21 protein-coding genes and 1 pseudogene are annotated in these 25,857 nt (G+C 63.3%); 15 read left to right on the top strand and 7 right to left on the bottom strand.

Annotation, left to right across the window (positions count from 1 at the left end; translation table 11 throughout):
* Positions 1 to 200: 200 nt before the first annotated feature.
* From ACHHTY_RS07720 to ACHHTY_RS07700, 5 genes and pseudogenes are all read left to right on the top strand, one after another.
* Positions 201 to 740, top strand: coding sequence for a Na+/H+ antiporter subunit E (locus ACHHTY_RS07720; protein ID WP_395493528.1), 540 nt, complete (start codon positions 201 to 203; stop codon positions 738 to 740).
* Complete coding sequence (locus ACHHTY_RS07715; RefSeq protein WP_395493527.1) at positions 737 to 1,060, top strand: monovalent cation/H+ antiporter complex subunit F; 324 nt, start codon at positions 737 to 739, stop codon at positions 1,058 to 1,060. The genes ACHHTY_RS07720 and ACHHTY_RS07715 overlap by 4 nt, the downstream gene beginning before the upstream one ends.
* Positions 1,061 to 1,071: 11 nt before the next feature.
* On the top strand, positions 1,072 to 1,386 hold the full coding sequence (locus ACHHTY_RS07710; RefSeq protein ID WP_395493538.1) for a monovalent cation/H(+) antiporter subunit G: 315 nt from the start codon (positions 1,072 to 1,074) through the stop codon (positions 1,384 to 1,386).
* Positions 1,383 to 2,342, top strand: a complete 960-nt coding sequence (gene mbhE / locus ACHHTY_RS07705; protein WP_395493526.1) for a hydrogen gas-evolving membrane-bound hydrogenase subunit E — start codon at positions 1,383 to 1,385, stop codon at positions 2,340 to 2,342. Before ACHHTY_RS07710 ends, mbhE begins: the two co-directional genes overlap by 4 nt.
* Positions 2,339 to 2,530: pseudogene (locus tag ACHHTY_RS07700) on the top strand (NADH-quinone oxidoreductase subunit K); the annotation flags it as partial. The gene mbhE and the pseudogene ACHHTY_RS07700, both read left to right, overlap by 4 nt.
* Here the strand turns inward: ACHHTY_RS07700 and rlmB are convergent.
* The 4 genes from rlmB to ACHHTY_RS07680 all read right to left on the bottom strand — a co-directional run bounded on the left by rlmB (position 2,488) and on the right by ACHHTY_RS07680 (position 5,461).
* Positions 2,488 to 3,492 (bottom strand): 23S rRNA (guanosine(2251)-2'-O)-methyltransferase RlmB, encoded by a 1,005-nt coding sequence (gene rlmB / locus ACHHTY_RS07695; RefSeq protein WP_395493525.1) that lies wholly within the window; start codon positions 3,490 to 3,492, stop codon positions 2,488 to 2,490. The pseudogene ACHHTY_RS07700 and the gene rlmB sit on opposite strands and share 43 nt — an antisense overlap.
* Before the next feature lie 55 nt (positions 3,493 to 3,547).
* On the bottom strand, positions 3,548 to 4,159 hold the full coding sequence (gene gmk / locus ACHHTY_RS07690; RefSeq protein WP_395493524.1) for a guanylate kinase: 612 nt from the start codon (positions 4,157 to 4,159) through the stop codon (positions 3,548 to 3,550).
* A complete protein-coding gene (locus ACHHTY_RS07685; protein WP_395493523.1) occupies positions 4,156 to 4,452 on the bottom strand; it encodes a DUF370 domain-containing protein in 297 nt (98 codons plus the stop codon). Before ACHHTY_RS07685 ends, gmk begins: the two co-directional genes overlap by 4 nt.
* A gap of 124 nt (positions 4,453 to 4,576) precedes the next feature.
* On the bottom strand, positions 4,577 to 5,461 hold the full coding sequence (locus tag ACHHTY_RS07680; protein WP_395493522.1) for a YicC/YloC family endoribonuclease: 885 nt from the start codon (positions 5,459 to 5,461) through the stop codon (positions 4,577 to 4,579).
* Positions 5,462 to 5,857: 396 nt separating this feature from the next.
* Here ACHHTY_RS07680 and ACHHTY_RS07675 point away from each other — a divergent pair, with 396 nt between their 5' ends.
* From ACHHTY_RS07675 to aroB, 6 genes are all read left to right on the top strand, one after another.
* The gene (locus ACHHTY_RS07675; RefSeq protein ID WP_395493521.1) at positions 5,858 to 7,825 is read left to right on the top strand and encodes an ATP-binding protein; all 1,968 of its coding nucleotides are present in this window, start codon (positions 5,858 to 5,860) and stop codon (positions 7,823 to 7,825) included.
* Positions 7,826 to 8,043: 218 nt separating this feature from the next.
* Positions 8,044 to 10,467, top strand: coding sequence for a sensor histidine kinase (locus ACHHTY_RS07670; RefSeq protein WP_395493520.1), 2,424 nt, complete (start codon positions 8,044 to 8,046; stop codon positions 10,465 to 10,467).
* Complete coding sequence (locus ACHHTY_RS07665) at positions 10,460 to 13,849, top strand: EAL domain-containing protein (RefSeq protein ID WP_395493519.1); 3,390 nt, start codon at positions 10,460 to 10,462, stop codon at positions 13,847 to 13,849. Before ACHHTY_RS07670 ends, ACHHTY_RS07665 begins: the two co-directional genes overlap by 8 nt.
* Positions 13,850 to 14,015: 166 nt before the next feature.
* Entirely contained in the window at positions 14,016 to 14,777 is a 762-nt protein-coding gene (locus ACHHTY_RS07660) for a YkgJ family cysteine cluster protein (RefSeq protein WP_395493518.1), read from the top strand.
* 381 nt (positions 14,778 to 15,158) lie between these two features.
* Positions 15,159 to 16,439 (top strand): sulfate adenylyltransferase, encoded by a 1,281-nt coding sequence (gene sat, locus ACHHTY_RS07655; RefSeq protein ID WP_395493517.1) that lies wholly within the window; start codon positions 15,159 to 15,161, stop codon positions 16,437 to 16,439.
* A 191-nt stretch (positions 16,440 to 16,630) separates the two neighbouring features.
* The gene (gene aroB, locus ACHHTY_RS07650; protein WP_395493516.1) at positions 16,631 to 17,734 is read left to right on the top strand and encodes a 3-dehydroquinate synthase; all 1,104 of its coding nucleotides are present in this window, start codon (positions 16,631 to 16,633) and stop codon (positions 17,732 to 17,734) included.
* A 139-nt stretch (positions 17,735 to 17,873) separates the two neighbouring features.
* Here aroB and ACHHTY_RS07645 read toward each other — a convergent pair whose 3' ends face one another.
* The gene (locus ACHHTY_RS07645) at positions 17,874 to 19,592 is read right to left on the bottom strand and encodes an FAD-dependent oxidoreductase (protein WP_395493515.1); all 1,719 of its coding nucleotides are present in this window, start codon (positions 19,590 to 19,592) and stop codon (positions 17,874 to 17,876) included.
* 470 nt (positions 19,593 to 20,062) lie between these two features.
* Between ACHHTY_RS07645 and dsrA the strand changes: the two genes are divergently transcribed.
* From dsrA to ACHHTY_RS07625, 4 genes are all read left to right on the top strand, one after another.
* A complete protein-coding gene (dsrA, locus tag ACHHTY_RS07640) occupies positions 20,063 to 21,340 on the top strand; it encodes a dissimilatory-type sulfite reductase subunit alpha (RefSeq protein WP_395493514.1) in 1,278 nt (425 codons plus the stop codon).
* A 73-nt stretch (positions 21,341 to 21,413) separates the two neighbouring features.
* A complete protein-coding gene (gene dsrB / locus ACHHTY_RS07635; protein ID WP_395493513.1) occupies positions 21,414 to 22,544 on the top strand; it encodes a dissimilatory-type sulfite reductase subunit beta in 1,131 nt (376 codons plus the stop codon).
* A gap of 27 nt (positions 22,545 to 22,571) precedes the next feature.
* The gene (locus ACHHTY_RS07630) at positions 22,572 to 22,802 is read left to right on the top strand and encodes a dissimilatory sulfite reductase D family protein (RefSeq protein ID WP_395493512.1); all 231 of its coding nucleotides are present in this window, start codon (positions 22,572 to 22,574) and stop codon (positions 22,800 to 22,802) included.
* A 411-nt stretch (positions 22,803 to 23,213) separates the two neighbouring features.
* Complete coding sequence (locus tag ACHHTY_RS07625) at positions 23,214 to 24,806, top strand: peptide chain release factor 3 (protein WP_395493537.1); 1,593 nt, start codon at positions 23,214 to 23,216, stop codon at positions 24,804 to 24,806.
* On the opposite strand, the gene ACHHTY_RS07620 is transcribed toward ACHHTY_RS07625, so the two are convergent.
* A complete protein-coding gene (locus ACHHTY_RS07620) occupies positions 24,775 to 25,608 on the bottom strand; it encodes a 50S ribosomal protein L11 methyltransferase (protein ID WP_395493511.1) in 834 nt (277 codons plus the stop codon). The genes ACHHTY_RS07625 and ACHHTY_RS07620 overlap by 32 nt on opposite strands.
* Before the next feature lie 37 nt (positions 25,609 to 25,645).
* A complete protein-coding gene (locus ACHHTY_RS07615; protein ID WP_395493510.1) occupies positions 25,646 to 25,795 on the bottom strand; it encodes a hypothetical protein in 150 nt (49 codons plus the stop codon).
* Positions 25,796 to 25,857 lie beyond the last annotated feature (62 nt).

Raw genomic sequence — 25,857 nt, 5'->3', positions numbered from 1 at the left:
TAACCACAGAGGGCACAGAGAACGCAGAGAGAAAAAAAACCAAGCGGGCCGCTTTAACCCGATTTTCTCTGTGCTCTCTGTGCCCTCTGTGGTCAGTTAAGCAGCCTCCCCACAACCCCAGCCGCGCCGCCGCCAACCGGCCGTCTCCGGGTGCCGCCCTTGATTGACATTAAAAGCCGGTCCGTGGTTGAATAGGAGCCATGATCCTCTTTGCCGACCATCAACAACTCGGGCGCCGGCTGCTGCGGCGCAGCCTGGAGCTGGCGGCCATCTGGCTGGTGCTGACCGGGGCCCGGCCGGAGGCCCTGCTGCCGGGCCTGGTGGTGGTGCTCTCCGCCGCCGTGGCCACCCTGCTCTTGCCGCCGGGGGGCTCCTGGCGCTGGCGGCCTCTGGCCCTGGCCCGCTTCTTCCCCTATTTCCTGGGGCGCTCGCTGGTGGCCGGCTTCGACGTGGCCCGGCGGGCCTTCAGCCCCGACCCGGCCCTGCAGCCCGGCCTGGTCGAATTCGCCTGGGGCCTGCCCCCCGGCCCGGCCCGGGTTTTTATGGCCAACGTCATCTCCCTGCTGCCCGGCACCCTCAGCGTCGGCATCAGCCCCGAAAATCTGCAGATTCACACCCTGAACCACAATCCCGGCCTGGAAGGAGAGCTGCGCCGGCTGGAAACCATGGTGGACCGGCTCTTCAAGCAGGAAACGGCCCCCCCGGCGGCGGCCGGCGGGAAGGAGGGCGAACCGCGATGAACAGCGATACCTTTCTGCTGGCCTGCGTGCTGCTGCTGCTGCTCACCATCTGCCTGGGCCTGGTCCGGGTGGTGCGGGGGCCGACGGCGGCGGACCGGATGCTCAGCGCCCAGCTTTTCGGAACCACCGGGGTGGCGATCTTTCTGCTGCTGGCCGAACTGCGGGCCGACCCGGCCCTGCGCCATGTCGCCCTGATTTACGCCCTGCTGGCGGCGGTGACGGTGATCGCCTTCGTCCGCCGCTTCCGGGCCGCCGGCGCCGCCACCGGGGCAGAGCCGGAGGCCGCGGCCGAAACCAGCCCAACCGGGGAGCAGCGCTGACGGTGGAAACCATGGTCGTTTTGCGCGAATGGTTGGCCCTGGGGCTGATCGCGGCCGCCCTGCCCTTTTTCCTCGGCGGCACCCTGGGGCTGCTGCGCTTTCCCGACACCCTGACCCGGATCCACGCGGTAACCAAGGCCGACAACGTCGGTCTGGGCCTGCTGGTGACCGGGCTGATCCTGCGCAACTGGTCGCCGGCGGTCAGCGCCGAACTGCTGCTGATCTGGCTCCTGGTCCTCTCGGCCGGGGCCACCGCCGGCCACCTGGTGGGGGCGGCGGCCTTGGAGGACCAGGAGCCGGCGCCGCCCGAGGGAGGCGGGCCATGAAGCCGCTGCTCGGGGGGCTCGACCTGGTTCTGGCCGCCACCCTGCTGGGGCTGGCCTGGGCGGTGCTTTTCAGCCGGGGCCGCTTCCGGGCGGTGGTCCTCTTCGTCGCTTTGGGTCTGGTAATGGCCCTGGTCTGGGTGCGCCTGGCCGCCCCGGAAGTGGCCCTGGCCGAGGCGGCCATCGGAGCCGGGATCACCGGGGCGATGCTGCTGGCCGCCCTGCCCCGGCCGGGGATCGCCAAGCCCCGGCGCCGCTCCCGCCTGGAACGGGCGGCCATCAACACCGCCGGCGCCGGGGTGCTGCTGCTGATGGCCGGGGCCGCCTACCTGCTGCTGGCCCTGCCGCCGGGCCGGATCGGGCCCGGCCCGGCCACCCTGGAGGCCATGGAAGCCAGCGGGGTAACCAACCGGGTCACCGCGGTGCTGCTCAACTTCCGCAGTTTCGATACCCTGCTGGAGCTGGCGGTGCTGCTGCTGGCGGTGATCGGGGCCTGGGCCCTGGGCCGCTGGCGCCCGCAAGCAGCGGCCGAGGCGGTCAACCCCATTCTCCTGACCCTGGTCCGGGGGGTGATGCCGCTGGGAATCCTGATCGCCGGCTACCTGACCTGGATCGGCGACTGGGCCCCGGGCGGCGCCTTCCAGGGCGGGGCGATTTTGGGAGCGGCGGCCATTCTGCTGGCCCTGGTGGGCCGGCCGCTGCCCGATTTGTTCCCCCACGGGCTGCTGCGGCTGGTGCTGGTGGCGGGCCTGCTGGTCTTCCTCGGCCTGGGCGCCCTGCCGCTGGGCCTGGGACTGCTCTTTCTCCAGTATCCTCCGGAACAGGCCGGCGGCATCATCCTGGCCATCGAGGCGGCGGCGGCCCTGAGCATCGGCCTGGCCCTGGCCCTGCTGGTTTACGTCCAGCAGCAGCGGGCCCCGGGCCCGGAGCCCCCGCCCGGCAAGGGGGAACCGCGATGAACGCCGGCCTGCTCTACGGCCTCACCGGCCTGGCCCTCTTCGGCCTGGGCTTTGCCGCCCTCTTTATCCGCCGCTCCCTGCTGCGCAAAATTCTGGCCATCAACATCTGCGGCAGCGGCATTTTTCTGCTGATGATCAGCGTCGCCTACGACCCGGCCGGCGGCGCCCCCGACCCGGTCCTCCACGCCCTGGTCCTCACCGGGATCGTGATCACCGTCAGCATCACCGCCTTCGCCCTGGCCCTGGCCGACGGCCGGAGCGACCGCCACGAGGGGGAACCGCGCCCCAAGCTGCGGTGCTGCTGCTGGTTTATCGTGGCCAAAATGATGCCGGTGGCCACCGCCACGTTGAGGGATTCCACTCCCGCGGCCAGGGGAATGGCGATAAGGTGATCGCAGTGGCGGCGAACCAGGGGCCGGATGCCTTTCTGTTCATTGCCCACCACCAGGCAGATCGGACCGCTGAAGGTGGTGTCGTAAAGGCTTTGCGGAGCATCGCCGCCGGCTCCGTAAATCCAGAAACCGTGCTGCTTAAGCTGGTCGAGGGCGGCGGCCAGATTGGTGACCTGGCAGATCTCCACCAGGGGCAGGGTGCCGGCGGACGCTTTCATCACCGTGCCGGTCAGGGGGGCGCTGCGGTCCTTGGGCATGATCAGGGCGCTGACCCCGAAGGCGGCGGCGGAGCGGACAATGGCGCCCAGGTTGTGGGGATCCTGGATGGAATCCAGGGCCAGCACCAGGGGAGGGGCCGGGGCCGCGGCCAACCGGGGCAGCAATTCGGCCAGGGTTAGCGGCTGAAGGACTTTTATCCTGGCGACCACCCCCTGGTGGGGAACCGCGTCCGGTTCCGCCAGCGGCAAGGGGGCATCGAGGTGAATGGTGATCCGGTGGCTTTCGGCCAGGGCGAGCAGCTCACGGACCCTTTGATCCTGGCGCCCCGGGGCGACATAGAGGGCGGTGACCTGTTCCGGCCGGTGGCGGAGCAGGGCGTTCAGGGGATGGATGCCCCAGACTGTTTCCGCCGGGGCCGGCGGCTTGCCGGCGCTGTGATCAGGCCGGGGCCCGGTTGCTCCGAAAGATCGAGGCTTGGCCGGCCGGCGGCCCGGCGGGGCGGTTTTGGGCTGGGGCGGCGGCTGGGAGCGTCTTTTCATAACAGACCGTTTTTTGCGGTTGACTCAGGCCGATGGGACCTGCATGCAGGTTGCTTCAGGCTCGGTAGGGGGGCAGGGGAGTGCCGTCGGGGAGTCGACGCCGGCGGCAGCGCTCGGCGCTGATGATTGCTTTGAGCAGGGCTTCGGCTTGGGCCAGAACGTCGTTGACTACCAGGTAGTCGTACCACTCCGCTTCGACCATTTCCCGGCGGGCATTTTCCAGGCGCAGGGCGATGACCTGGGGATCATCGGTGTTGCGGCCCCGCAAGCGCTGTTCCAGGACATGCGCCGAGGGTGGGGCGATAAAGAGAAAAACGGGATCGATGTCGGCCAATCCCTTCAACTGGCGGGCTCCCTGGACATCGATATCGAGGACGACATCTCCGCCTTGCTCGAGGACCCGGTTTACCGCCTGGCGGCTGGTGCCGTAAAAATTGCCGTGGACTTCGGCCCACTCGAGAAAATCCCCGTGCTCCCGGCGGCGGAGAAAATCAGCCCGGTCGACGAAATGGTAATCAACCCCGTCCCGTTCCCCCCGCCGGGGCTGCCGGGTGGTATGGGAAACGGAAAAGCCGATTCTTGGCGTGGCGGCCAGGATTCTTTTCAGCAGGGTGGTTTTGCCGGCCCCGGAGGGAGCGGAAACCACGAAGAGGCAGCCTTGGCTCATCGGCCGATTTCCTTGAGCGGCTGCTCTTCCTCGCCCTTGCCCCGGTGCTCCGCCGGGGCCGAAAAACGCAGGGAGATGGTTTCCGGCTGCACCGAGGAAAGCACCACGTGGTTGCTGTCGAGGATAATGATCGAACGGGTCCGGCGACCCTCGGTAACGTCGATCAGCCTTTTCTGTTCCCGGGCCTCGTCGCGCAGTTTCTTCATCGGCGAAGACTTGGTGTTGACCACCGCCAGCACCCGCCCGGCCGGCACCGCGTTGCCGAAACCGACATTGATCATTCTTTGATCCATGGCTAATTCATCCCTTCTTTATCGTTATGGCCGGGCAACCCCCGGCCGCTCCCGCCCGGGTGGCGCCGGGCCGCGGCCAGGGCCCCGGCCCTGGTCCGGTTAAAGCGGCGGGATGATGCGGAAATTATTCCAGGTTCTGGACCTGCTCCCGCATCTTCTCCACTTCGTTTTTCAACTCCACGCTCAAATGGGCGACCCCGGCCTCGCTGATCTTGGAGGCGATGGTATTGATCTCCCGGAAAAATTCCTGGAGCAGAAAATCCAGCCGGCGGCCGGTGGGTTCGTCCGCCTCCAGGAAGGAGGTGAATTGTTCCAGGTGGCTGCCCAGGCGGACCAGCTCCTCGCTGATATCGGCCTTGTCGGTGAGCAGGGCGATTTCCTGGGCCAGTCGTAACGGTTCGATCTCGGCCCCGTTGAGCAGCTTTTCCAGGCGCTGTTGCAGCTTGGCCCCCCGCCGGGCCACCAGTTCCGGGATCTCGGCGCTCAGGCGCTCGACGTGGCGGCCGATGCCGGCCAGCCGCTCCTTAAGTTCCCTTTTGGTGGCGTCGCCCTCGCGCTCCCTCATCAGCCGGGTGTTTTCCAGGGCGGCGGCCAGGGCCGCCCGGATCAGGGGCCAATCTCCCTCGGGGTCTTCCCTTTCTTCCGCCGGCACAAAAACGCCGGGCAGATCCTTGATCATCCCCAGCGAAGGGCGGTCGGCCAGGCTCAATTCATCCCGGAGCTCCTGCAGACAGCGCAGGTATTCGCGGGCCAGGGGCAGATCGACGGCCAGCCTGGTCGCGGCCGACTCGCCGCCGTTGAGGCTCAGGGTCACCTCCACGTGGCCGCGGCTGTACTCGTTGCCGACCTCCCGCTTGATGGTCTCTTCCAGCGGGGCATAATGGCGGGGCAGGCGCAGTTTGATATCACAGTAACGGTGGTTGACCGAGCGAATCTCCACGGTCCAGGTCCGGTCGCCGGCGGCGGCTTCACCGCGGCCGAAGGCGGTCATGCTGCGGGGATAGCTCATAAGCGACGGATTCTCCCTGTTCTGGCCCGGCCAACGGCAAAAAACCGGCCGGGGGTGTCTGGTCTGGCCAGGCGGCAGACGGCCTGGCGGCCGGCCGCCGCCACGGCTGGGCGGGACCGGAACGGCCGTGCTTACCGGAAGGTAAGGCGGTCACTATATCCCGCCGGCCCGGCCTTGGCAAGAATCTCTTGGCCGGGCGGGTTCGGAGGCGGCGGGTATGTCATAAAGGTCTTAAGGCATCGTTTTATATAGGTTTCGATTGCAATTTTGGGCGGGATGATCGAATATCGAACAATTCGCATTTTCTCCAAGCGGGATAAATCCCCGTCCAGCGGCAGCAGCGGCTGCCGATTTGCTGCGTGCGCCGATGGACCAAAAATTCAGACGGGTTGCCTGATGCGGGTTCTGATCCTCGAAGACCAGAATATGGATGCCGATTTGGTTGAGCGTGAAGCCCGGCAGGTTTTGCCCGAGGCCGATTTTTTGCGGGTGATCAGGCGGGATGAGTTCACCGCCGCCCTGGCTGAATTCAAGCCCGAGCTGATTTTGTCGGACTTCCAGTTGCCCGATTTCGACGGGATGGAAGCCATCCGGCTGGCCCGGGCCCACGATCCCCAAGTCCCTTTTCTGCTCATTACCGGGGCCACCGACGAAGAGACGGCGGCGGCCACCATCCGGGCCGGGGCCTGGGATTATGTCCTCAAGGACCGGCTCACCCGTTTGGGTCCCGCCATCACCGAGGCCCTGGAGCGGCGGCGGCAACTGGAGGAACAGCGGCGGGATCTGGAGCGCTTAAGGGAGCGGGAGGCCATTTATCGCAGCCTCTTTACCGACAATCATGCCGTGATGCTGATCATCGATCCGGCCAGCGGCGCGATCATCGACGCCAACCCCGCCGCCATCGACTATTACGGCTGGAAGCGCGAGGAACTGCTGGTCAAACGGATTGACGAGATCAACACCCTTGCGCCGGAAGAGATCCGGCAGGAAATGGCCCGGGCCCGCGGCCTGGGGATCAACCATTTTCACTTCCAGCATCGCCGGGCCGACGGCAGTGTCCGAGATGTCGAAGTTTTCAGCGGTCCCATCGCCATTGCCGGCCAGCAATTGCATTACTCCATCGTTCATGATGTCAGCCAGCGGCTGCAAGCCCAGCGGCAACTGGCCGAACAGCGGGACCGGCTCCAGGTGATCCTCGGTGATATCGCCACCATGATCCGCCAAGTGACGAAAAACGAGCTGACCGATATTCGGCTCAAGCTGCCCCTGAACCAGGAAGCCTGCTGGCAATTCATGGCCTGCGGCCGCCCGGATTGTCCCTCCTACGGCAAAGAAGCCCTCCAGTGCTGGGTCGTCGCCAACACCCGCTGCGACAGTTCTCGGCCGGAGGATGGGGATTTTACCCGCAAGATCGCCTTATGCCGGCAGTGCCGTTATTACCAGAAGGCGGTGGCTGATCCTTTTTTGCGGATCGGCATGGAGTTCTGTCGCATGATGGAGGTTGTCGACCGCAAGAACAGAGAGTTGCAAAAGGCTTACGAGGAACTCAAGGCGGCCCAGGCCCATCTGGTGCAACAGGAAAAAATGGCCTCCATCGGGGCGCTGGCCGCCGGCGTGGCCCATGAGATCAACAACCCGGTGGGTTTTATCCGCAGCAATCTCAACACCATGGCCAGATACACCCGCCGGCTGGTCGATTATTTAAACCTCCAAAGCGAACTGGCCGCAAGCAAACCCCACAACGGAGCCGGCGAACTGGCCGAGCGGGCTCGCGCCCTGCGCCTCGAGCAGGTAATGGCCGATTTGCCCGGCCTGATCAGCGAATCCCAGGAGGGGGTAGAACGAATCCGGGGTATCGTCAGCGGGCTCAAAAGTTTTTCCCGGCCGGATCAGCCCCGCCACCAGGAAGCGGTCGATATCAACCAGATCCTGGAGGAGACCCTGCGGGTGGCCTGGAACGAATTGAAATACAAGGCGAAGATCACCAAGAATTACGGTGATTTACCCTTGCTTAACTGTTACCCCCTCCAACTCAGCCAGGTTTTCCTTAACCTGCTGGTCAACGCCGCCCAGGCCATTGCCGAGCAGGGAGAGATCTCCCTTAAGACCGGGATCGCCGGGGGAGCATTGACGGTAGCCATCGCCGATGACGGCGAGGGCATCGCCCCGGAAAATCGCAGCCGCCTCTTTGAGCCCTTTTTCACCACCAAAGAGGTGGGCGAGGGCACCGGCCTGGGCCTCAGCATCAGTTACGACATCGTCGTCAACCAGCACGGCGGCCGGATCGAGGTGGAGAGCGAACCGGGCCGGGGCAGCGTCTTTACGGTGCTGCTGCCCTTGGCCGGCCCGCCAATCCCGGCTTGAGCGGCACGGATAGGCAAGGGGAAAGTGATTTTTTTACGGTTCAGTTTTTTGATCTTGCGGTTGTTTTTTGCTATGGTGGGAAAATCGGCCTCTCGCATTGGGCGGACGGCCAACTTGCACACTGCTTTTGTTTGCCGGCCGCGGCAATAAAAAAGGGGGCGGGAGTGGCGGAACCACAGGCAGGCCAAAACCGGGCAGCGACCGGGCCACGCCCTCCTTTGACCGTTGCCGCCGGCGGCTTGGCCCTGGCCGTGATCCTCTTGGGCATCATGGTCCTGCTGGGCTGGCTGCTGCAATGGCCCGAGCTGAGTTCCTTTGGCGGGGGCAGATATCCCATGGCCCCCAGCACCGCCCTTTTTTCCCTGGTTTTTGGCGGCGGGGTGCTGGCCCTGCTTCTGCCTCGGCGCGCTTTCTGGCGGCGCCTGGTTTTTCTGCCCCTGCTGGCCCTCGCGGTCTTGCTGGCCCTGGCGGTTATCTTCCTCTCTTTCCAGGGCATTTATTCCCCCCTCGAACACCTGGGCCTGGCGATCTCCGGAGAACTGAACGGGGCGCCCCTCGGCCATATGTCGCCGCTGAGCGCCCTCTCTTTCAGCTTGATCGGGCTGGTCCTGATTTTGCTTTTGGCCGGCGGCGATTCGTTGCCGCGCTGGCAGTTATGGGCGGCTTTGGCTCAGGCTTCGGTTCCGGGCCTGTTGGCCTTTATGTTGGTATTGGCTTACCTTATTGGCGCCCCCGTCCTGCAGGGCAGCTTGCTGGTGCCCGTGGCCCTGCCCACCGCCCTGGCCTTTCTGCTGCTGGCCGCCAGTCTGCAACTGGTGCTGGCTCAGCGTCTCCTGCCGGTTTCTCTGCATCCGGCGGGGGAGGAGATGCGTCCCTTTTACGGCCTGCTGCTGATTTTCGTTCTGCTGGTGGGGGGTATTGTTACTGCCGGGTTCATTTCTTTCCGCCACCACGAGCAGGAGCATCGCGCGGCGATAGAGCAAAAGATGAGCTCCATTGCCCTGCTCAAAGCCGAACGGATCAGCGCCTGGCTGCGCGAGCATCAGAATCATGGGGAAGAACTGGCGGCCAATCCTGGTTTTGCCGCCCGGGTTGAGCAATGGCTGAAGTATGGCGATTGGGTGGAACGGGAAATTCTTTTGCGGCGCCTGGAAGATCAACGGTCCGTCTATCATTTTTGCGGCACCATGGTGCTCGATGCCCGGGGAAGGACGGTTTTCACCCTGGGGGAATCGCTGGCCGGGGATGTCGAACTGGCGGCCCTCGTCGAGCGGGCCCGGGTTAACGGCCGGGTGGTGCGCAGCGAACTTTTCCGGGGTGTCGACGGCAAGATCTGCCTGGCCTGGGTAATCCCGATTTTTTCTCCCGGCGACGGCCAACTGGTGGCCTATATAGCTCGCCATCTCAGTGCCGATATTTTCCTGTTTCCCTTTCTCGCTAACTGGCCGGGCATCAGCCGCAGCGCCGAAACCCTGCTGGTGCGGCGCGACGGTAATGACGCCTTATTTCTCAACAACCTCAAATTCAATCCTGCTGCCCCCTTAAGCCTGCGGGTACCCCTGAGCCGGCCGGAGGTGCCGGTGGTGCAGGCGGTGCTGGGACGACAGGGGATCATGACCGGTCGCGATTACCGGGGGGTGCCGGTGTTGGCGGCGGTGGCCGCCGTACCAGGAACCTCCTGGCAAGTGGTGGCCCGGATTGATCTGCAGGAGGTGTACGCTCCCCTGCGGGGACGCCTCGGAGTCATCGTCCTGGCTGTCCTCTTGCTGCTCCTGGGAGCAGGCGGCGCCGTCGCCCTGCTCTGGCGGCGGCAGCAGCAGGATCACCGCTTTGCCCTGTTGGCCCTGGCGGCGGCCCGGGACCGGCAACTGAACCTCGAGCTGGAGCGGCGGGTGGCTGAACGCACCACCCAGTTGGAGGAGGTCAACCGGGAGCTGGAGGCCTTTTCCTACGCGGTTTCCCATGACCTTAAGGCTCCCTTGCGCGGCATCAAGGGCTACAGCAGGCTGCTGGAACAGGATTGTCAGGCCCACCTGAACGAGGAGGGTCGCCTGTTCGTCAATTCCATCCGCCAGGGGGTGGAGGGAATGGAAAAGCTGATCGACGACCTGCTGACCTACTCCCGCCTGGAGCGGCGCAGGATCAGAAAACAGAAGCTGGATCTGGCCGCCCTGGTCCAGATGGTGCTGGCCGAATTCCGCGCTGAATTGGCCGAGATCGGGGCCGAATTGCGCACCGATGTGCCCTCGGTGCCGGTACGGCTCGATCCCGACGGCTTGGGCATGGCCCTGCGCAACCTGGTGGCCAACGCCATCAAGTTCAGTAGCGCCGCCCGGCCCCCGCGCCTGACGGTGAGCGCCCAATTGACCGCCCGGGATATCCTGTTCAAGGTGGAGGATAACGGGATCGGTTTTGAGATGAAATTCGCCGACCAGATTTTCGAGATCTTCACCCGCCTGGGAAGGACCGACGATTTTCCCGGCAGCGGGGTCGGCCTGGCCCTGGTGCGCAAGGCCGTCCAGCGGATGGGCGGACGGGTTTGGGCGGAAAGCAGCCCCGGTCGGGGCGCCGCCTTTTTTATTGAAATTCCTCGGTCCCCCGTGGATATGGATGGCGCCGAGCAAAGGAGCAGCGATGACTGAGCAACCGCCAAGCATGCGGATCCTCTACCTGGAAGACAATCCGGTCGATGCCGACCTGGCCCGGCGCGCCCTGGCCCGGCTGGCTCCCGATTATCAACTGACAGTGGCGACCAGCCTGGCCGGCGCCCGGGAACTGCTGGCCGCGGCCGATGCGGCCTATGACCTGGCCCTGCTCGATCTCCGTCTGCCCGATGGCAGCGGCCTCGATTTCCTGGGTGAAATCCGGGCTCGCCGGCTGCCCTTGGCGGCGGTGGTTCTCACCGGCTCCGGCAGCCGGGATTCCGCCATCGCCGCCCTCAAGGCGGGGGCGGACAACTACCTGGTCAAGAGCGGCGACTATCTCGAACGCCTGCCCGGGGTCCTGGCCGCCGCCCTGGCCCAGTTCAAGAGCAGCGGAATCGGCTTGAACCGGAGTCTGCGAGTGCTTTATGCTTCCCGGGATCTCGCCGAGATCGAGGTTATGCGGCGCCATCTCGGCAAGCATGCGCCCCAGGTCGAACTGGCCACGGTGGACTGGGGGGCCGAGGTCATGGCCCGACTGAAAGAGAGAGAGGCCGCCGCGCCGCCCTGCGATGTTCTGTTGCTGGATTTTCAGTTGCCGGACATCGACGCCCTGGAAATTGTCAAGCAGTTGCGGGAAGAGGTGCGGGGGTGCCCGCCGGTGGTGCTGCTGGCCGACCAGGGCAGCGAGGAAGAAGTGGCCGAGGCCATGCGCCTGGGAGTCGCCGATTACCTGATCAAGCAGCCCGGCTATTTATACGGTCTGTCCGCCACCCTGGAACAGGTGGCCCGTCTGGCCCAGCTGCAGCGGGAGCACGAGACCCTGCGGGCCAGCGAGCGGCGCTACCGGCAGTTGGAGGAGCGTTTCCGGGTCATTTTTGAAGGGGCCCAGGACGGAATTCTGGTGGCCGATCCCGAGAAACGGCAATTTGTCCTCGGCAATCCGGCCATCTGCCTGATGCTCGGCTACACCCCCGGCGAGATTACCCGGCTCTGGGTCGATGATATTCACCCGGCGGCGGAATTGGCCCGGGTCAAAGCGATCATCATGAAAAACCTCAAGGGGGAGGCCATGATGTCCCGCGATATTCCGGTGTTGCGGCGCGATGGGGCCGTTTTTTACGCCGACATCAGCGCCGCCTTCATCCATCTGGACGGCAAGCCCTACCTGATGGGGATCTTCCGCGACGTCAGCGAGCGCAAGGAGTTCGAGGAGCGCCTGCGCCTGCAGGTGACCGCCTTCAATTCCAGTCGCGACGGCATGATGATCACCAACCTCAAGCCGGAGATCATCGCGGTCAACCCGGCGTTTATTTCCATCACCGGTTATGCCGAGGAAGAGGTTCTGGGCGCCAACCCCCGGATCCTCAGCTCCGGCCGCCATGACCGGGCCTTTTTTCAAAGCATGTGGGCTCATTTGACCAAGCATGGCCACTGGCAGGGCGAGATCTGGAATCGCCGCAAAAACGGAGAGGTGTTTCCGGAACTGCTCTCCATCAGCACGGTTTACGATGACCAGGGCCAGCCCAGTCACTACGTGGGGGTCAAGACCGATCTGACCCGGCTGCGCCATTATGAAGAGAAGCTGGAGTACCTGGCCCACCACGATCCTCTCACCGGGCTGCCCAACCGGCTTTTGCTGGAGGCCCGCCTGGCCCACGGCCTGGAACGGGCCCGGCGCGACGGCGGCAAGCTGGCGGTCCTGCTGCTCGACCTTGACCGGTTCCGGACCATCAACGACAGCCTGGGTCATGCCGTCGGCGACGAACTGCTGGTGGCGGTGGTCAAGCGCCTGCGCCGGCAACTGCGGGCCGAAGATACCATGGCCCGCCTGGCCGGCGACGAATTCGCCCTGGTGATGGAGTCCCTCAAGCATTACCAGGAGGCGGAAATCATGGCCAGCCGGGTCCACAAGGCCCTGGCCCGGCCCTTTGTCCTGCCCGACGGCCAAGAGGTCTTTCTGCAGGCCAGCATCGGGATCAGTGTTTTTCCCCAGGACGGAGAGTCGGGCTCCGCCCTGCTGTCCGGGGCCGATATGGCGGCCGACCAGGCGAAATCGGCCGGCGGCGGCCAATTTGCTTATGTCAATCCCCGCCTCAACGAACAGGCCCGCCGGCTGCTGGAGCTGGAAACCGCTTTGCGCAAGGCGATTGTCGAGCAGGAGTTCGTGCTTTACTACCAGCCCAAGGTGGATTTGCGCACCGGGCGGGTATCCGGGGCCGAGGCCCTGGTCCGCTGGCAACGCCCCGGCCAGGGCCTGGTGGAGCCGGAAGAATTTATTCCGGTGGCGGAGCGGAGCGGCATGATCGCCGAGCTGGGAGCCTGGGTGATCAATGAAGCCTGCCGCCAGATGGGGCTGTGGCGGGAGGGGGTAATGCGCAAGATGGATCTGGCGGTCAATGTTTCCGCCCGCCAGTTCGCCAGCGCTGATTTGCCGCTGGTGGTGGGAGAGGCCTTGCGCAAGCACGGCATCAAGCCCCAGCGCCTGACCCTGGAGTTGACCGAAAGCATGCTGATGGACAAGCCCGAGCAGACCATTGCCCGGATGCGGGCCTTGAAGGAGCTGGGGGTCAAGCTCTCACTCGATGATTTCGGCACCGGCTATTCCAGTTTTTCCAACCTGAGCCGTTTTCCCATCGATCAACTCAAGATCGATCGCAGCTTTATCCGGGAAATTGTTACCAGTCCCGATGCCGCCACCATCGCGGTATCGATTATCGCCATGGCCCAGCGGATCGGCCTGACGGTGGTCGCCGAAGGGGTGGAGACCGAGGCCCAGTGCGGCTACCTGCGCCAGAACGGCTGCCTGGAAATCCAGGGCTTTCTCTTCTGCAAGCCACTGCCGGCGGAGGAATTCGCGGCCTTTGTCCGCCGGGGGCGAACCATGGCCTTGCCGGCCGAAGCCGATGAATCCCGGACCCTGCTGATCGTCGATGACGAGCCCAATATCCTCAAAGCCCTCCAGCGCCTGCTGCAGGAGGAGGGCTACCGGGTCCTGACGGCCGGTGATGCCGCGGCCGGGCTCGAATTGCTGGCCAGCAACCGGGTCCAGGTAATTATCTCCGATCAGCGGATGCCGGGAATGAAGGGGATTGAATTTTTGCGCCGGGCCAGGGATCTTTATCCCGATACGGTGCGGATCATTCTTTCCGGCTACGCGGACCTGGAAACCGTGGTGGAGGCGGTCAACGAGGGAGCGCTTTACAAGTTTCTCACCAAACCCTGGCAGGACGACTTGCTGCTCCAGCAGATCCGGGAGGCCTTCCTCTATTTCGACGCGTTGGTCAACTCCCGCCGCCCGCCCGCGCCCGGTCCTTGCCGGGGGGCATCGCCGAGCGCCACCCAGGCCCGCCGCGGTGCCGGGGAGCGCTCGACCAACTGAGAGGCCCCCCCGGCTTGATCTTTTGCTCGCGACCTGTTAATTTAGCCCGGTTTTCGCCCGTTGCCGCCCGGCTGGAGCTATTTCGGCCCGCAGCGCCGGGGTTACCGGGGGCCGGCCACGGCGCAGGCCCCCGGATCGACCTTATTGCCGCCCGCAGCCGAGAAAAATGTCCGACGAGCCAACAGCCCCGCAATTTCCCCCCGGCATGGAGCCCCTGGGCCCGGAGGGTTTCCGTTTCGCCTGCGATCCCGAGGTGCCCTGCTTTACCCGCTGCTGCCGGCGGCTGGAACTGCAGATTTATCCCTATGATATTATCCGTCTGAAAAAACGGCTGGGCATCAGTTCGGAAGAGTTTCTGGAACGCTATGCCGGGGTGGTCAAGGGCGCCAACCCCTATTTCCCCGCCGTGGTGCTGCGGATGCGGCCCGATCCCGAATACACCTGTCCCTTCCTCGACCCGGCCAGCGGCTGCACCGTTTACAGTGACCGTCCTTCGGCCTGCCGCACCTATCCCCTGGAGCGGGCGGTGGACCGGCGGGCCACGGCGGGGCGGCGGCGGGATTTTTATTTCCTGGTCCGGCACGATTACTGCCTGGGGCACGGCCGCGGCCGCCAATGGCCGGTCAAGGAGTGGCTGAGCGACCAGCAGCTTTTGCCCTACAACGTCATGGCCGACCGCTGGGCGGAGATGGATACCCTGTTTGCCGCCAATCCCTGGAAGGGTGAGGGGGCGGCGGGGCCCCGCCAGTTGCTGGCCTTTATGATCTGCTACAATATCGATCGTTTCCGTGATTACGTCCGTGATCACGATCTGCTCCGGCGGGCCGGACTGGACAAGGCCCGCCGCCGGGCCGTGGCCCTGGACGACGAGGCCCTGCTTTCCTTTGGCTTCGACTGGCTGCGGCAACTGTTGGCCGACCGGCCTTGAATCCCGATTCGTCCGCCGCCATAACGGAGTCCCCGGTTCCGGCGGCTGAAAAGCAACTCATCTTTTTCAGGCTGGAGTGCCCTCTGAGTAGCCGGCATCTTTTTTGAACGGCACCCCATGCGCCCGGCGGGATCCCGCCGGGTGTCGGCCCAGGTCCGGCCAGCCCGGCCGCGCCCGATTTAAATTGTTGGGGTAGCGCTGAATCTTAAAAATACCTTCTCTTGGCTCGTGCCCGTGTTTTTCCCTTGACAAGTTTTCGGTCCTTTCGTATAGATAAACGCTCAATGGGAAAAAAATGAATTGTCGTTCAATTCTTGGGCGCCTCAAGCTGCTCCCTATTCACCCGAACAACTCACTTATGACAACAAAAGGAGAGCCGGTATGTCGAAATTGGTCCCCCCCCATGGTGGTAAAGGTCTGGTTTGCTGCAAACTGCACGGAAGCGAACTGGTCGCCGAGCAGGAAAAGGCCAAAGGCCTGAAGAAGATTCAGATTAGCGCCCGGGCCAAGGGCGACCTGATCATGATGGGCATCGGCGGCTTCAGCCCGCTGAATGGCTTTATGTCCAAGGCCGACTGGAAAAGCGTTTGCGATAACCTCACCCTCGCCGACGGCACCTTCTGGCCGGTACCGATTACTCTGGACGTCAGCAAGGCCGACGCCGACGCGGTCAACTTGGGCGAAGAGATTGCCCTGGAGCGCAACGGGGTGGTTTTCGCCACCATGAAGGTCGCAGAAAAGTATGAAATGAGCGAGGCCGAAAAGAAATGGGAATGTGAGAAGGTCTTCAAGGGCGAGGGCGAGGAATCGGCCGACGACAAGTTCTGGAAGATCGCCATGGAAGATCATCCCGGCGTCCAGATGGTTATGGCCCAGAAGGAATTCAACCTGGCCGGCCCGGTCAAGGTCCTCTCCGAGGGTGAATATCCCGACCAGTACAAGGGCGTTTACCTGACTCCGGCCGAAACTCGGGCCATGTTCGAGGAGCGCGGCTGGAAGAAAGTCGCCGCCCTGCAGTTGCGCAATCCCATGCATCGCTCCCACGAATTCCTGGCCAAGATCGCCATCGAGGTTTGTGACGGCGTCCTGATCCACTCCCTGATCGGCAACCTCAAGCCCGGCGACATCCCCGCCGACGTGCGGGTCAAGGCCATCGATTGCCTGGTTGAGAAATACTTCGTCAAAGACAACGTCATCCAGGCCGGTTATCCGCTGGATATGCGTTATGCCGGCCCCCGCGAGGCCCTGCTGCACGCCACCTTCCGCCAGAACTACGGGGTCAGCCGGATGATCATCGGCCGTGACCATGCCGGCGTCGGCGACTTCTACGGTCTGTTCGAGGCCCAGGAAATTTTCGACCGGATTCCTCAGCCGGCCGATGACAGCAAGCGGCTGCTCTGCACCCCGCTCAAGATCGATTGGACCTTCTACTGCCACAAGTGCGACGGCATGGCTTCCCTGCGGACCTGCCCCCACGGCAAGGAAGACCGGGTCATCCTGTCCGGCACCAAGCTGCGCAAGGCCCTTTCCGAAGGCGCCGAGATCGTTGACCACTTCGGTCGCGACGAGGTTCTGGACATCCTGAAAGAGTACTATCAGGGTCTGACCGAAAAGGTCGAGGTCAAGATGCAGGGTGCCGCTTCCGGCGACACCATGAAGTAAAAGCGGCCTTTTTGCTGCTTTGCCTTTGCTGAGTTAAGCGGGAAGGTGCTGATGGCGCCTTCCCGCTTTTTTTTTAAGTCGGCCGATCATTCCGCTTCTTAAACCGATGATAGTGAAGGTCGGTCAGGATGACCGCGGCGGCGCCGCAGGCACTTGGGATGGATGCAATTATGGACCAGAAAGGAACAGGCATGGGACATGAGGAGGCAAACGGGACGATCACGGTCAGGGTCGGCCTTAAGGAGCGGTCCTACGAGATTATCATCCGGGCCGGCCTGCTGGGCGAAGTGGGCGCCGACCTGGCTGACCGCAAGATCGCCCGCCGCTACGCGGTGGTTGCCGATGACCGGGTGGCTCAACTGTTCGGGGCCGAACTGATGGCCGGGCTTGAGCGGGCCGGGGTGGCGGCCGATTTGCTGACTTTTCCCCATGGCGAGGCCAGCAAAAATATGGCCACGGTGGCCGAACTGGCCAGCGGCCTGGCCCGGCTGGGTTTGGATCGGGGCGATGCCTTGATCGCCCTGGGGGGCGGGGTCAGCGGCGATATCACCGGTTTTCTGGCCTCAATCTACATGCGCGGCATTCCCTTCGTCCAGGTTCCCACCACCCTGCTGGCCCAGGTGGATAGTTCGGTGGGCGGCAAGACCGGGGTTGATATTCCCGAAGGCAAAAACCTGCTGGGCACCTTCTATCAACCCCGGGGGGTCTATATCGATCCCGTGGTTCTGGATCATCTGCCGGCCCGGGAGCTGCTCAACGGCTTGGCCGAAGTCATCAAGTACGGGGTGGTTTATGACGACGCCTTCTTCCGTGAACTGGACCGGAAACGGTCGGCGATCCTGGCCCGGGACCGGGGGGCGCTGGCGGGCGTGATCGCCCGCTGCTGCACGATCAAGTCCGAAGTGGTGCGAGCCGACGAACGGGAAGCGGATTTGCGCCGGATTCTCAATTTCGGCCATACCTTGGGACACGCGGTGGAGGCGGCCTCCGGCTATGCCATGGCCCACGGCATGGCGGTGGCCACCGGCATGGCGGCCGCAGGCGAGATTGCCGTCGCCAAGGGGCTTTGGAGCCGGGAAGAAGCTGCGACCCTGCGCGCCCTGATCGAGGCCTATGGCCTGCCCACCGGGGTTCCCCCCCAACTGGATCGCCAGCGGATCAAGGCCTACCTCAAGACCGACAAGAAAAGCGTGGCTGGCCGGCCCTTCTTCGTTTTGCCGGTGGCCATCGGCAAAGTTATTATCACCGACCAGGTCAGCGAGGAGCAGATCGACCAGGCCCTGGCGGCGGCCTGAATAAAACCGGCAACCCGGCGCCACGGTCGAATCACCGCGGGCAAGATTGCCGTTCAACAAAATCAACCATCAGGGCTGGCAAGGTAAACGCCGGGCTGAGCTCCCGCAGATGCGGGACTGCCCGGTGGTTTACGAAGGTTTAAAGCCAGTCCGCTCCCAGCCGGCGGATAAGATTTAAGCCGCCCCCCAGAACCAGGTTGTTCTGCAGCCCTACACTGTCGAGAAAAATCTGGATTTCCGAGGAGCGGGTGCCGGCGTCGCAGATGATCAGCATGGTCTTGTCGTCAGGCAGTTCCCGGTAGCGTTCCCGGATTTCGATATAGGGAATGGTCCGCCATTTTTCCGCCCCGAATTTGGCGGCCAGGATCTCCGCCTCGCTGGGGTGGCGGATATCGAGGGCCACCCAGTCCGGCCGGTTGGCAAAATCCTCCATCCAGTTGAGAAAATCCCGGGTGTCCACATAGCGCAGGCGGCCCGCCGCCAGGTTGTCGGCGACGTTTCCGGTTGCGTTCAGGGCATCCAGGGCGGTGGCAAAGGGTGGGGCGTAGGCCATTTCCACCTGGCTGACATCGTCGATGGTGGCGTCTTGCTGCAGCAGGGCGGCGGCGGCGTCGATCCGGGCCAGAACCGCGTCCCCCATGGGGCCGAAGCCCTGGACTCCCAGCAGCCGGCGGGAGTTGAGATCGAAGATCAGGCGCAGGGGAATTACCGACTGGGTGGGGAAAAAATGGGCCCGGTCGGACTGGGCGGTAGTGACCGCGGCGGCCTTGAAGCCTTCGGCCCGGGCCGCTTCCAGGGAAAGGCCGGTGGCCCCGATGCAGCTGTCGAAGGCCTTGAGGACGAAGCTGCCGACCCAGCCCCGGTAGCGGGTAGGGATGCCGGCCAGGTTGTCGGCCACGATGCGGCCCTCCTTGTTGGCCAGGGAGCCCATGGGGGCGATGCCGCTCTTGCCGGTGAGCCGGTTGACCACCGCAATGCAGTCGCCGGCCGCGTAGATATTCGGATCCGAGGTCTGCATCCGTTCGTTGACCACGATATTGCCCTGGGGGGAGACCAGCAAACCGGCTTCCGTCGCCAGTTCGCTGCGGGCCCGGACTCCCACCGCCATCACCACCAGGTCGGCCTCCAGACTGCGCCGGGGGGTAACCACCCGCTTGACCTTGCCTTTTTCGCCCTCGATCCTGGTGGCCGCCTCGTTGGTATGGACCACGACCCCCTTGGCGGCGAGATGGTACTCCAGCATCCCGGCGAAATCCCAGTCCACCAGGCGGGGCAGCAACTGGGGCATGTACTCGAGAATCGTCGCCTCCATGTGCCAGAGGTCGACAAAGGCCTCGGCCATTTCGATGCCGATGGCCCCGCCGCCGATGATCACCGCCCGTTTGACCTCGCCCCGGACGATCCGATCCTTGATGGCAATGGCCTGATGGAGATCGCTGATGGTGAAAACGCCGTCGAGATCGGCCCCGGGAATGGGCAGTACGTTGGGGCGGCTGCCGGTGGCCAGGACCAGTTGATCGTAAGGGATTTCTTCCCGGCTGCCATCATCGAGTTTTTGCACCAGCACCGTCTTGGCCTGCCGGTTGATGGCCAGAGCCCGGGTCCGGGTTCTCACCGTAACCCCCTTGGCCCGAGCGAAGAAAGACTCGTCCCGGGTCATATGGAAGGAGGTGTCGCGCAACTCCTGCTCATCGGAAACTTCACCGGAAACATAATAGGGAATGCCGCAGCCGCCATAGGAAATCAGGCTGTCCTGGTCGATGATCAGGACTTCGGCTCCCGGCAGCAGTCTTTTGACCCGGGCGGCGGTTTTGGGGCCGGCGGCCACGCCGCCGATAATCACGATTTTCTGGTTCATGATAACTCCTGGTATTGAGGTAAAGTTAGGCAAAGACAGATAAAAGCGACATTTTTTGCATAAAGAAAAGCAGCCGGGGGCCTGGCTGGCCGGCGGCGGGCCTTCTGGCCGGTAAGCGGCCAATTTCAGCAAATAAAACGGTTCCGGTTGGGTTCGGCCGGGCCGGCCGGGAGGCATGGCCCCGGCAGGACCAAATTAAACAACATATCGTGTAAAGAAGGTGATGTCAAAGGGGTGAAAAAGGCCGTCGGCCAAGCACTATTTTTTATTGACAAAGCCCGGTCGGCTGGATATTGTCCCAGGAATCTGAATATCCATTCAGGTTTCGGTTAGTTTTGCCACCCTGTGCGGCTCAATCCGGTCAACACTCTGGATGCTGGGGCAATCGCGCGCCTTTTCCGCTCCCGGGGAGGCGCCGCCGGGGGTATGGGGATTTTCTTTAACTACATTTCAACCAAGGAGGAGACAACATGCCGAAGCACAACACGCCATTGATGGACGATCTCGAAAAGGGTCCATGGCCAAGCTTTGTCAGCGACCTGAAGCGTCAGGCCGAAAAGAGTCCCCAGTGCTGGGATATCATCGGCCAGATGGAGTTGTCCTTCAAGGACAGGATGACTCACTGGAAACATGGCGGGATCGTCGGTGTTTTTGGTTACGGCGGCGGCATCGTCGGCCGTTACTCCGATGTCCCCCAGCAGTTCCCCGGGGTGGCTCACTTCCACACCGTCCGCCTCAATCAGCCGTCCAGTAAGTTCTACCGCACCGAGCTGCTCCGCAAACTTTGCGATCTCTGGGAAAGGCGCGGTTCGGGGATGACCAACTTTCACGGCTCCACCGGCGACCTGATTCTGCTCGGCACCCGGACCGAGGAACTCGAGCCCCTGTTCTACGAACTGACCCATGATCTCTCATGGGACCTGGGCGGTTCCGGCTCCAACCTGCGGACCCCGGCCTGCTGCATCGGCAAGGCCCGCTGCGAATGGTCCTGCTACGACACCCAGGCCGCCTGCTACGGCATGACCATGAAGTATCAGGACGAGCTCCATCGTCCGGCCTTCCCCTACAAGTTCAAGTTCAAGTTCTCCGGTTGCTCCAACGACTGCGTGGCCGCCATCGCCCGTTCCGACCTTTCCGCGATCGGCACCTGGCGCGACAATATCCGGATCAACCAGGACGAGGTCAAGAATTATCTCAACGGCACCACCAAGCCCAACGGCGGCGGCATTCCGGCCAAGGCCGACAAGTTCGACATCAAGAAGGAAGTTCTCGATCTCTGCCCCACCGGTTGCATGTGGATGGAAGGCGACACCCTGAAGATCGACGATGCCGAGTGCACCCGCTGCATGCACTGCCTCAACGTTATGCCCAAGGCCCTGCGGCCCGGTCTTGACCAGGGCGCTTCCGTGATGATGGGCGCCAAGGCTCCGATCCTCGACGGTGCCCAGCTCGGCACCCTGATCATGCCCTTCATCAAGATGGACCCGGACAACGAGTTCGAAGAACTGGTTGACCTGATCGAAAAATGCTGGGACTACTGGATGGAGCATGGCAAGAACCGTGAGCGGCTCGGTGAAACCATTCAGCGGGTCGGCCTGCCCACCTTCCTCCGGATTATGGAGATCGAACCGATGCCGCAGCATGTCAAGGAACCGCGCTCCAACCCCTACGTGTTCTGGCGCGAGGAAGAAGTTGAAGGCGGCTGGCAGCGTGACGTCAAGGAATTCCGCAAGAAACACGCCCAATGATCGAAACCGTTCAAACGTTTCGCATTGCTGGTTGGCGTGAAAAATATTTCAGAATCCTAAGGAGGTATTAGATATGGGTTACGATCCACAAAATCCGATGAAAGACCGGATCACCGACATTGGTCCCCCGCACTATGAAAAAATGTTCCCCCAGGTCATCAAGGACAACTACGGCAAGTGGCTGTACCATGAGATCGTCCGTCCCGGCGTGCTCAAGCACGTGAGCGAAACCGGCGCCGAATGCTACACCGTTCGGGTGGGCAGCGCCCGGCTCGTTTCGGTGGAATTCATCCGCGAAGTCTGTGATATCGCCGATAAGCACACCGACGGCGTGGTTCGCTGGACCACCCGGAACAACATCGAGTTCATCGTCGACTCCGAAGCCAAGGTGCAGCCCCTGCTGGACGAGCTGGCCTCCCGCGGCAACAAGTTCCCGGTGGGCGGCACCGGCGCCTGTGTTTCCAACGTGGTTCACACCCAGGGCTGGATCCACTGCCATACCCCGGCCACCGACGCCTCCGGCGTGGTCAAGGCGGTAATGGACGAACTGTTCGACCACTTCACCAACATGGATCTGCCGGCCAAGTGCAAGATGGCTCTGGCCTGCTGCCTCAACATGTGCGGCGCGGTTCACTGCTCCGACATCGCCATCCTCGGCATTCACCGCAAACCGCCGATGGTCGATCACGACGCCATCACCGGTCTTTGCGAGCTGCCCCTGGCCGTGGCCTCCTGCCCCCTGGGCGCCATCAAGCCCACCTCCATCACCCTCGACGATGGCAAGGAGATCAAGTCGGTCAAGGTTAACGCCGAGCGCTGCATGTTCTGCGGCAACTGCTACACCATGTGCCCCGCCATGCCGCTGGCCGATCCGGAAGGTTCCGGCATCGCCATCCTGGTGGGCGGCAAGGTATCCAACAGCCGTTCGGGCCCCACCTTCTCCAAGCTGGTAATCCCCTTCCTGCCCAACACTCCGCCGCGCTGGCCGGAGACCGTTGAGGCCGTGAAGAATATCCTGGAGACCTGGGCCGCCAACGCCCGCAAGTACGAGCGTCTGGGCGAATGGGCCGAGAGGATCGGCTGGGAACGCTTCTTCGAGCTTTGCGAGATTCCCTTTACCGAGAAGTCCATCGACGACTATCGTTTGGCATACACCACCTGGCGGACCACTACCCAGTTCAAGTTCACCAGCCACATTAAGTAGTATCCGGGTACAACAAGGAGAACAGTTATGGCTCTAAGCAACGAAGAACTGAAAGAAAAGATCCTTGAAAAATCGCTGAAAAGCCCTAAGGGTCAGCTTTACATTAAGGACTTTTACGCTTGTGATCCCGAGGCCAAGCCCCGGGCCGTTAAGAACGCGGCCAACGACTTGGTCAAGGAAGGCAAGCTGGTTTTCTGGTCTTCCGGCAGCACCACCATGTATGCCCACAAGGAACGGGCCAAGACCGGCGATAAGTAATAATAGTGCCCGGCCCCGCGGATGGCCAGCCGGCCATCCGCGGGGCCGCTTGCTTGACGTTCCTTGTCAGTGTTCTACTATTTTAAAAAACCGGGTCACGCCTTGGGCTGACCCGGTTTTTTCTATTCAGGTTCCGCCTGAGTGATGGGGGCCGGGGTCCAGCGAGGCCAGGGCCGCCAACCTCGCTGGCTGGCAAGTTTTTGCTAAAACCGCCTCGCCCCCAGGCCGGTTTATTGCCGTCAAGGCTGAGGCTGTGGTCCGGGGCTTGTTTTTTTGCCGCTGGTGGGATATATTCGCTGACTCTGGCAGGGGAGGGCTGTCCGCCTTTTCCCCCTGCCTTTTTTTATTTACCTTAAAAGGCGCCGCCGATTGGCGGCGCTTGATTTGATCCAGAATAAACGAGGAATTACTTTGGCGGGCAAGCTGGCAAAAGAAATTAAGGCGCGGCGGACCTTCGGGATTATCAGTCATCCCGACGCCGGCAAGACTACCCTGACCGAAAAGCTTTTGCTCTTCGGCGGCGCCATCCAACTGGCCGGATCGGTCAAGGCCCGCAAGGCCTCCACCCACGCCTTGAGTGACTGGATGGCCATCGAACAGGAGCGGGGCATATCGGTAACCTCCTCGGTGATGCAGTTCGTTTACCGGGATTATACCGTCAACCTGCTGGACACTCCCGGTCACCAGGACTTTTCCGAGGACACCTACCGGGTGCTGACCGCGGTGGACAGCGCCCTGATGGTGATCGATCATGCCAAGGGGGTCGAGCCCCAGACCGAAAAACTGATGGAGGTCTGCCGGATGCGCAATACCCCGGTGGTCACCTTCATCAACAAGCTGGACCGGGAAGGGTTGGATCCCCTGGAGATCCTGGCCCAGATCGAGGACAAGCTGCAGATCGAGTGCGTGCCCCTCTCCTGGCCCATCGGGATGGGTAAGCAGTTCAAGGGGGTATATGATATCTACCGCGGCCAGTTGCACCTCTTTACCCCCGGCCGGGCCACCCAGCCGGAGGAGGGCGGGGTGGTGATCAGGGATCTCAACGATCCCCTGCTCGACGAACTGCTCGGTTCGGCGGCGGTCAAGCTCCGCGAGGACCTCGATCTGCTGGCCGGAGCGGCCAACCCCTTCGACCACCAGGAATTTCTCAAGGCCAGCCAGACCCCGGTTTTTTTCGGCAGCGCCATCAACAATTTCGGAGTCAAGGAGCTGCTGGACGCCTTCGTCGAACTGGCCCCCGCCCCCGGTTGCCGTCCCGCCGAGCCCCGGCCGGTCTGCCCGGATGAGGAGGAGTTCTCCGGCTTTACTTTTAAGGTCCAGGCCAACATGAACCCGGCCCATCGCGACCGGATCGCTTTTTTCCGGATCTGCTCCGGCCGGTTCAGCCGGGGCATGAAGGTCCGCCACCAGCGCCTGGGCAAGGAGGTGATTCTGGCCAATGCCACCATCTTCATGGCCCAGGACCGCAGCAATGTCGAGGAGGCCTTCCCCGGCGACATCATCGGCATTCACAATCACGGCACCATCAAAATCGGCGATACCTTCACCACCGCCCGGGAGGCCCTAAGCTTCCGGGGCGTTCCCAACTTCGCCCCCGAGCATTTTCGCCGGGTGATCCTGAAAAATCCCCTGCGGGCCAAGCAGTTGGCCAAAGGTCTGTTGCAACTGGCGGAAGAAGGGGCGATTCAGGTTTTTCGGCCGCGCCAGGGCAATGATTTTATCTTGGGAGCGGTGGGGGTTCTGCAGTTTGAAGTGACGGTGGCCCGGCTCAAGGCGGAATACGGGGTGGATGCGGTCTATGAACCGGTGCCCTACGGGGCCGCCCGCTGGATCAGCTCCGAGGACCGCCGGGCCCTGGCGGAGTTCGAGGCCAAAAACCAGAACAATCTGGCCCTGGACGCCGAGGAACACCTGGCTTTTCTCAGCGAAAGCCCCTGGATGCTCTCCCGCACCATGGAAATGTATCCGAAGATCACCTTTCACAAAACCCGCGAGCATTGCTGAGTACCCAGACGCACCAGCGCTCCCGGCGGTTTCGCTCGAGCAGGCGGAGCCGGCCGGCGGGCAGCAGCCCCAGCAGCTTTTCTTCCATGGGCTCGATGAAGCCGGCGACAATCAGCAGGCGGCTGCGCCAGAAAATCTCCTGTTGAAACAGCTCTCCCAGCAGATCCTGGTAGAGATTGGCGATGACCAGATCGAAGGAGCCGGTGTCGGGACAGTGGCGGCGCAGGTCGGTCTCGCTCACCGTCACGATTTCTTCCACCTCGTTCAAGCGGCAGTTGGCCGCGGCGACCTGGCAGGCCAGGGAGTTGTTGTCCACCGCCAGAACCCGGCGGGCGCCGCCCCGGGCGGCGGCGATGGCCAGCAACCCGGTGCCGCAGCCCAGATCCAGGACCGAATGGATGCCCGCTTCCGGGCTTTGCTGGTATTTGCCCAGCATTTCCAGGCAAAGACGGGTACTGGGGTGAAAGCCGCTGCCGAAGATGACGCTGGGATCGAGCCGAATGTCGGCCGGGCCCTCCTCCCAGACCGGGGCCACCCGGAGCCCGGCCACCGTGAAGGACGCGACTTGCCGTCCCGCTTCCCAGTCGTCGTAATCCAGGTCCGCCTGGTAGACCTGCCGGGCCCCGTTTTGCCGGCAGATTTCAGCCACCAGGTTGTCTTTGGGCCGGTGAAAAAAAAGGACGCAACCGTCATCTTCCGGCCAGACCCCGATGAGGTCGGGGTCGTCGCCGGGCAGGCGGCAGGGAGCGTCCAGATGATAGGTGTAAAGCCGGCTATAACGGCGGTAGGGCGCGCGCAGCATAATCAGCAAAAAAACCCGAGGGAAAATGAGCGACCGGTTAGGGAGCAGGTCGGTGGCCCGGCTCCAGCCTGACTGCGGCCCGGCACGGGGCGGCGGGACCGGCCGGGGTGGTGATGATGGCGGTTGCCGGCAACAGGCGCTGGGCCTCTTCCTCGCCCAGGGCCATGGCCAGGCGTTGCCGGACCACCTCCTGGCGCCGGCCGGCCAGGGCCAGCAGCCGGACCTCGTTCCGACTGAGAGTTCAGATGT

Origin of the sequence: Desulfurivibrio nitratireducens, from assembly GCF_044068515.1 — a bacterium.
Taxonomy (GTDB): domain Bacteria; phylum Desulfobacterota; class Desulfobulbia; order Desulfobulbales; family Desulfurivibrionaceae; genus Desulfurivibrio.
The sequence above is the reverse complement of the archived record's forward strand: the minus strand, read 5'-3'. Positions and strand labels throughout refer to the sequence as shown.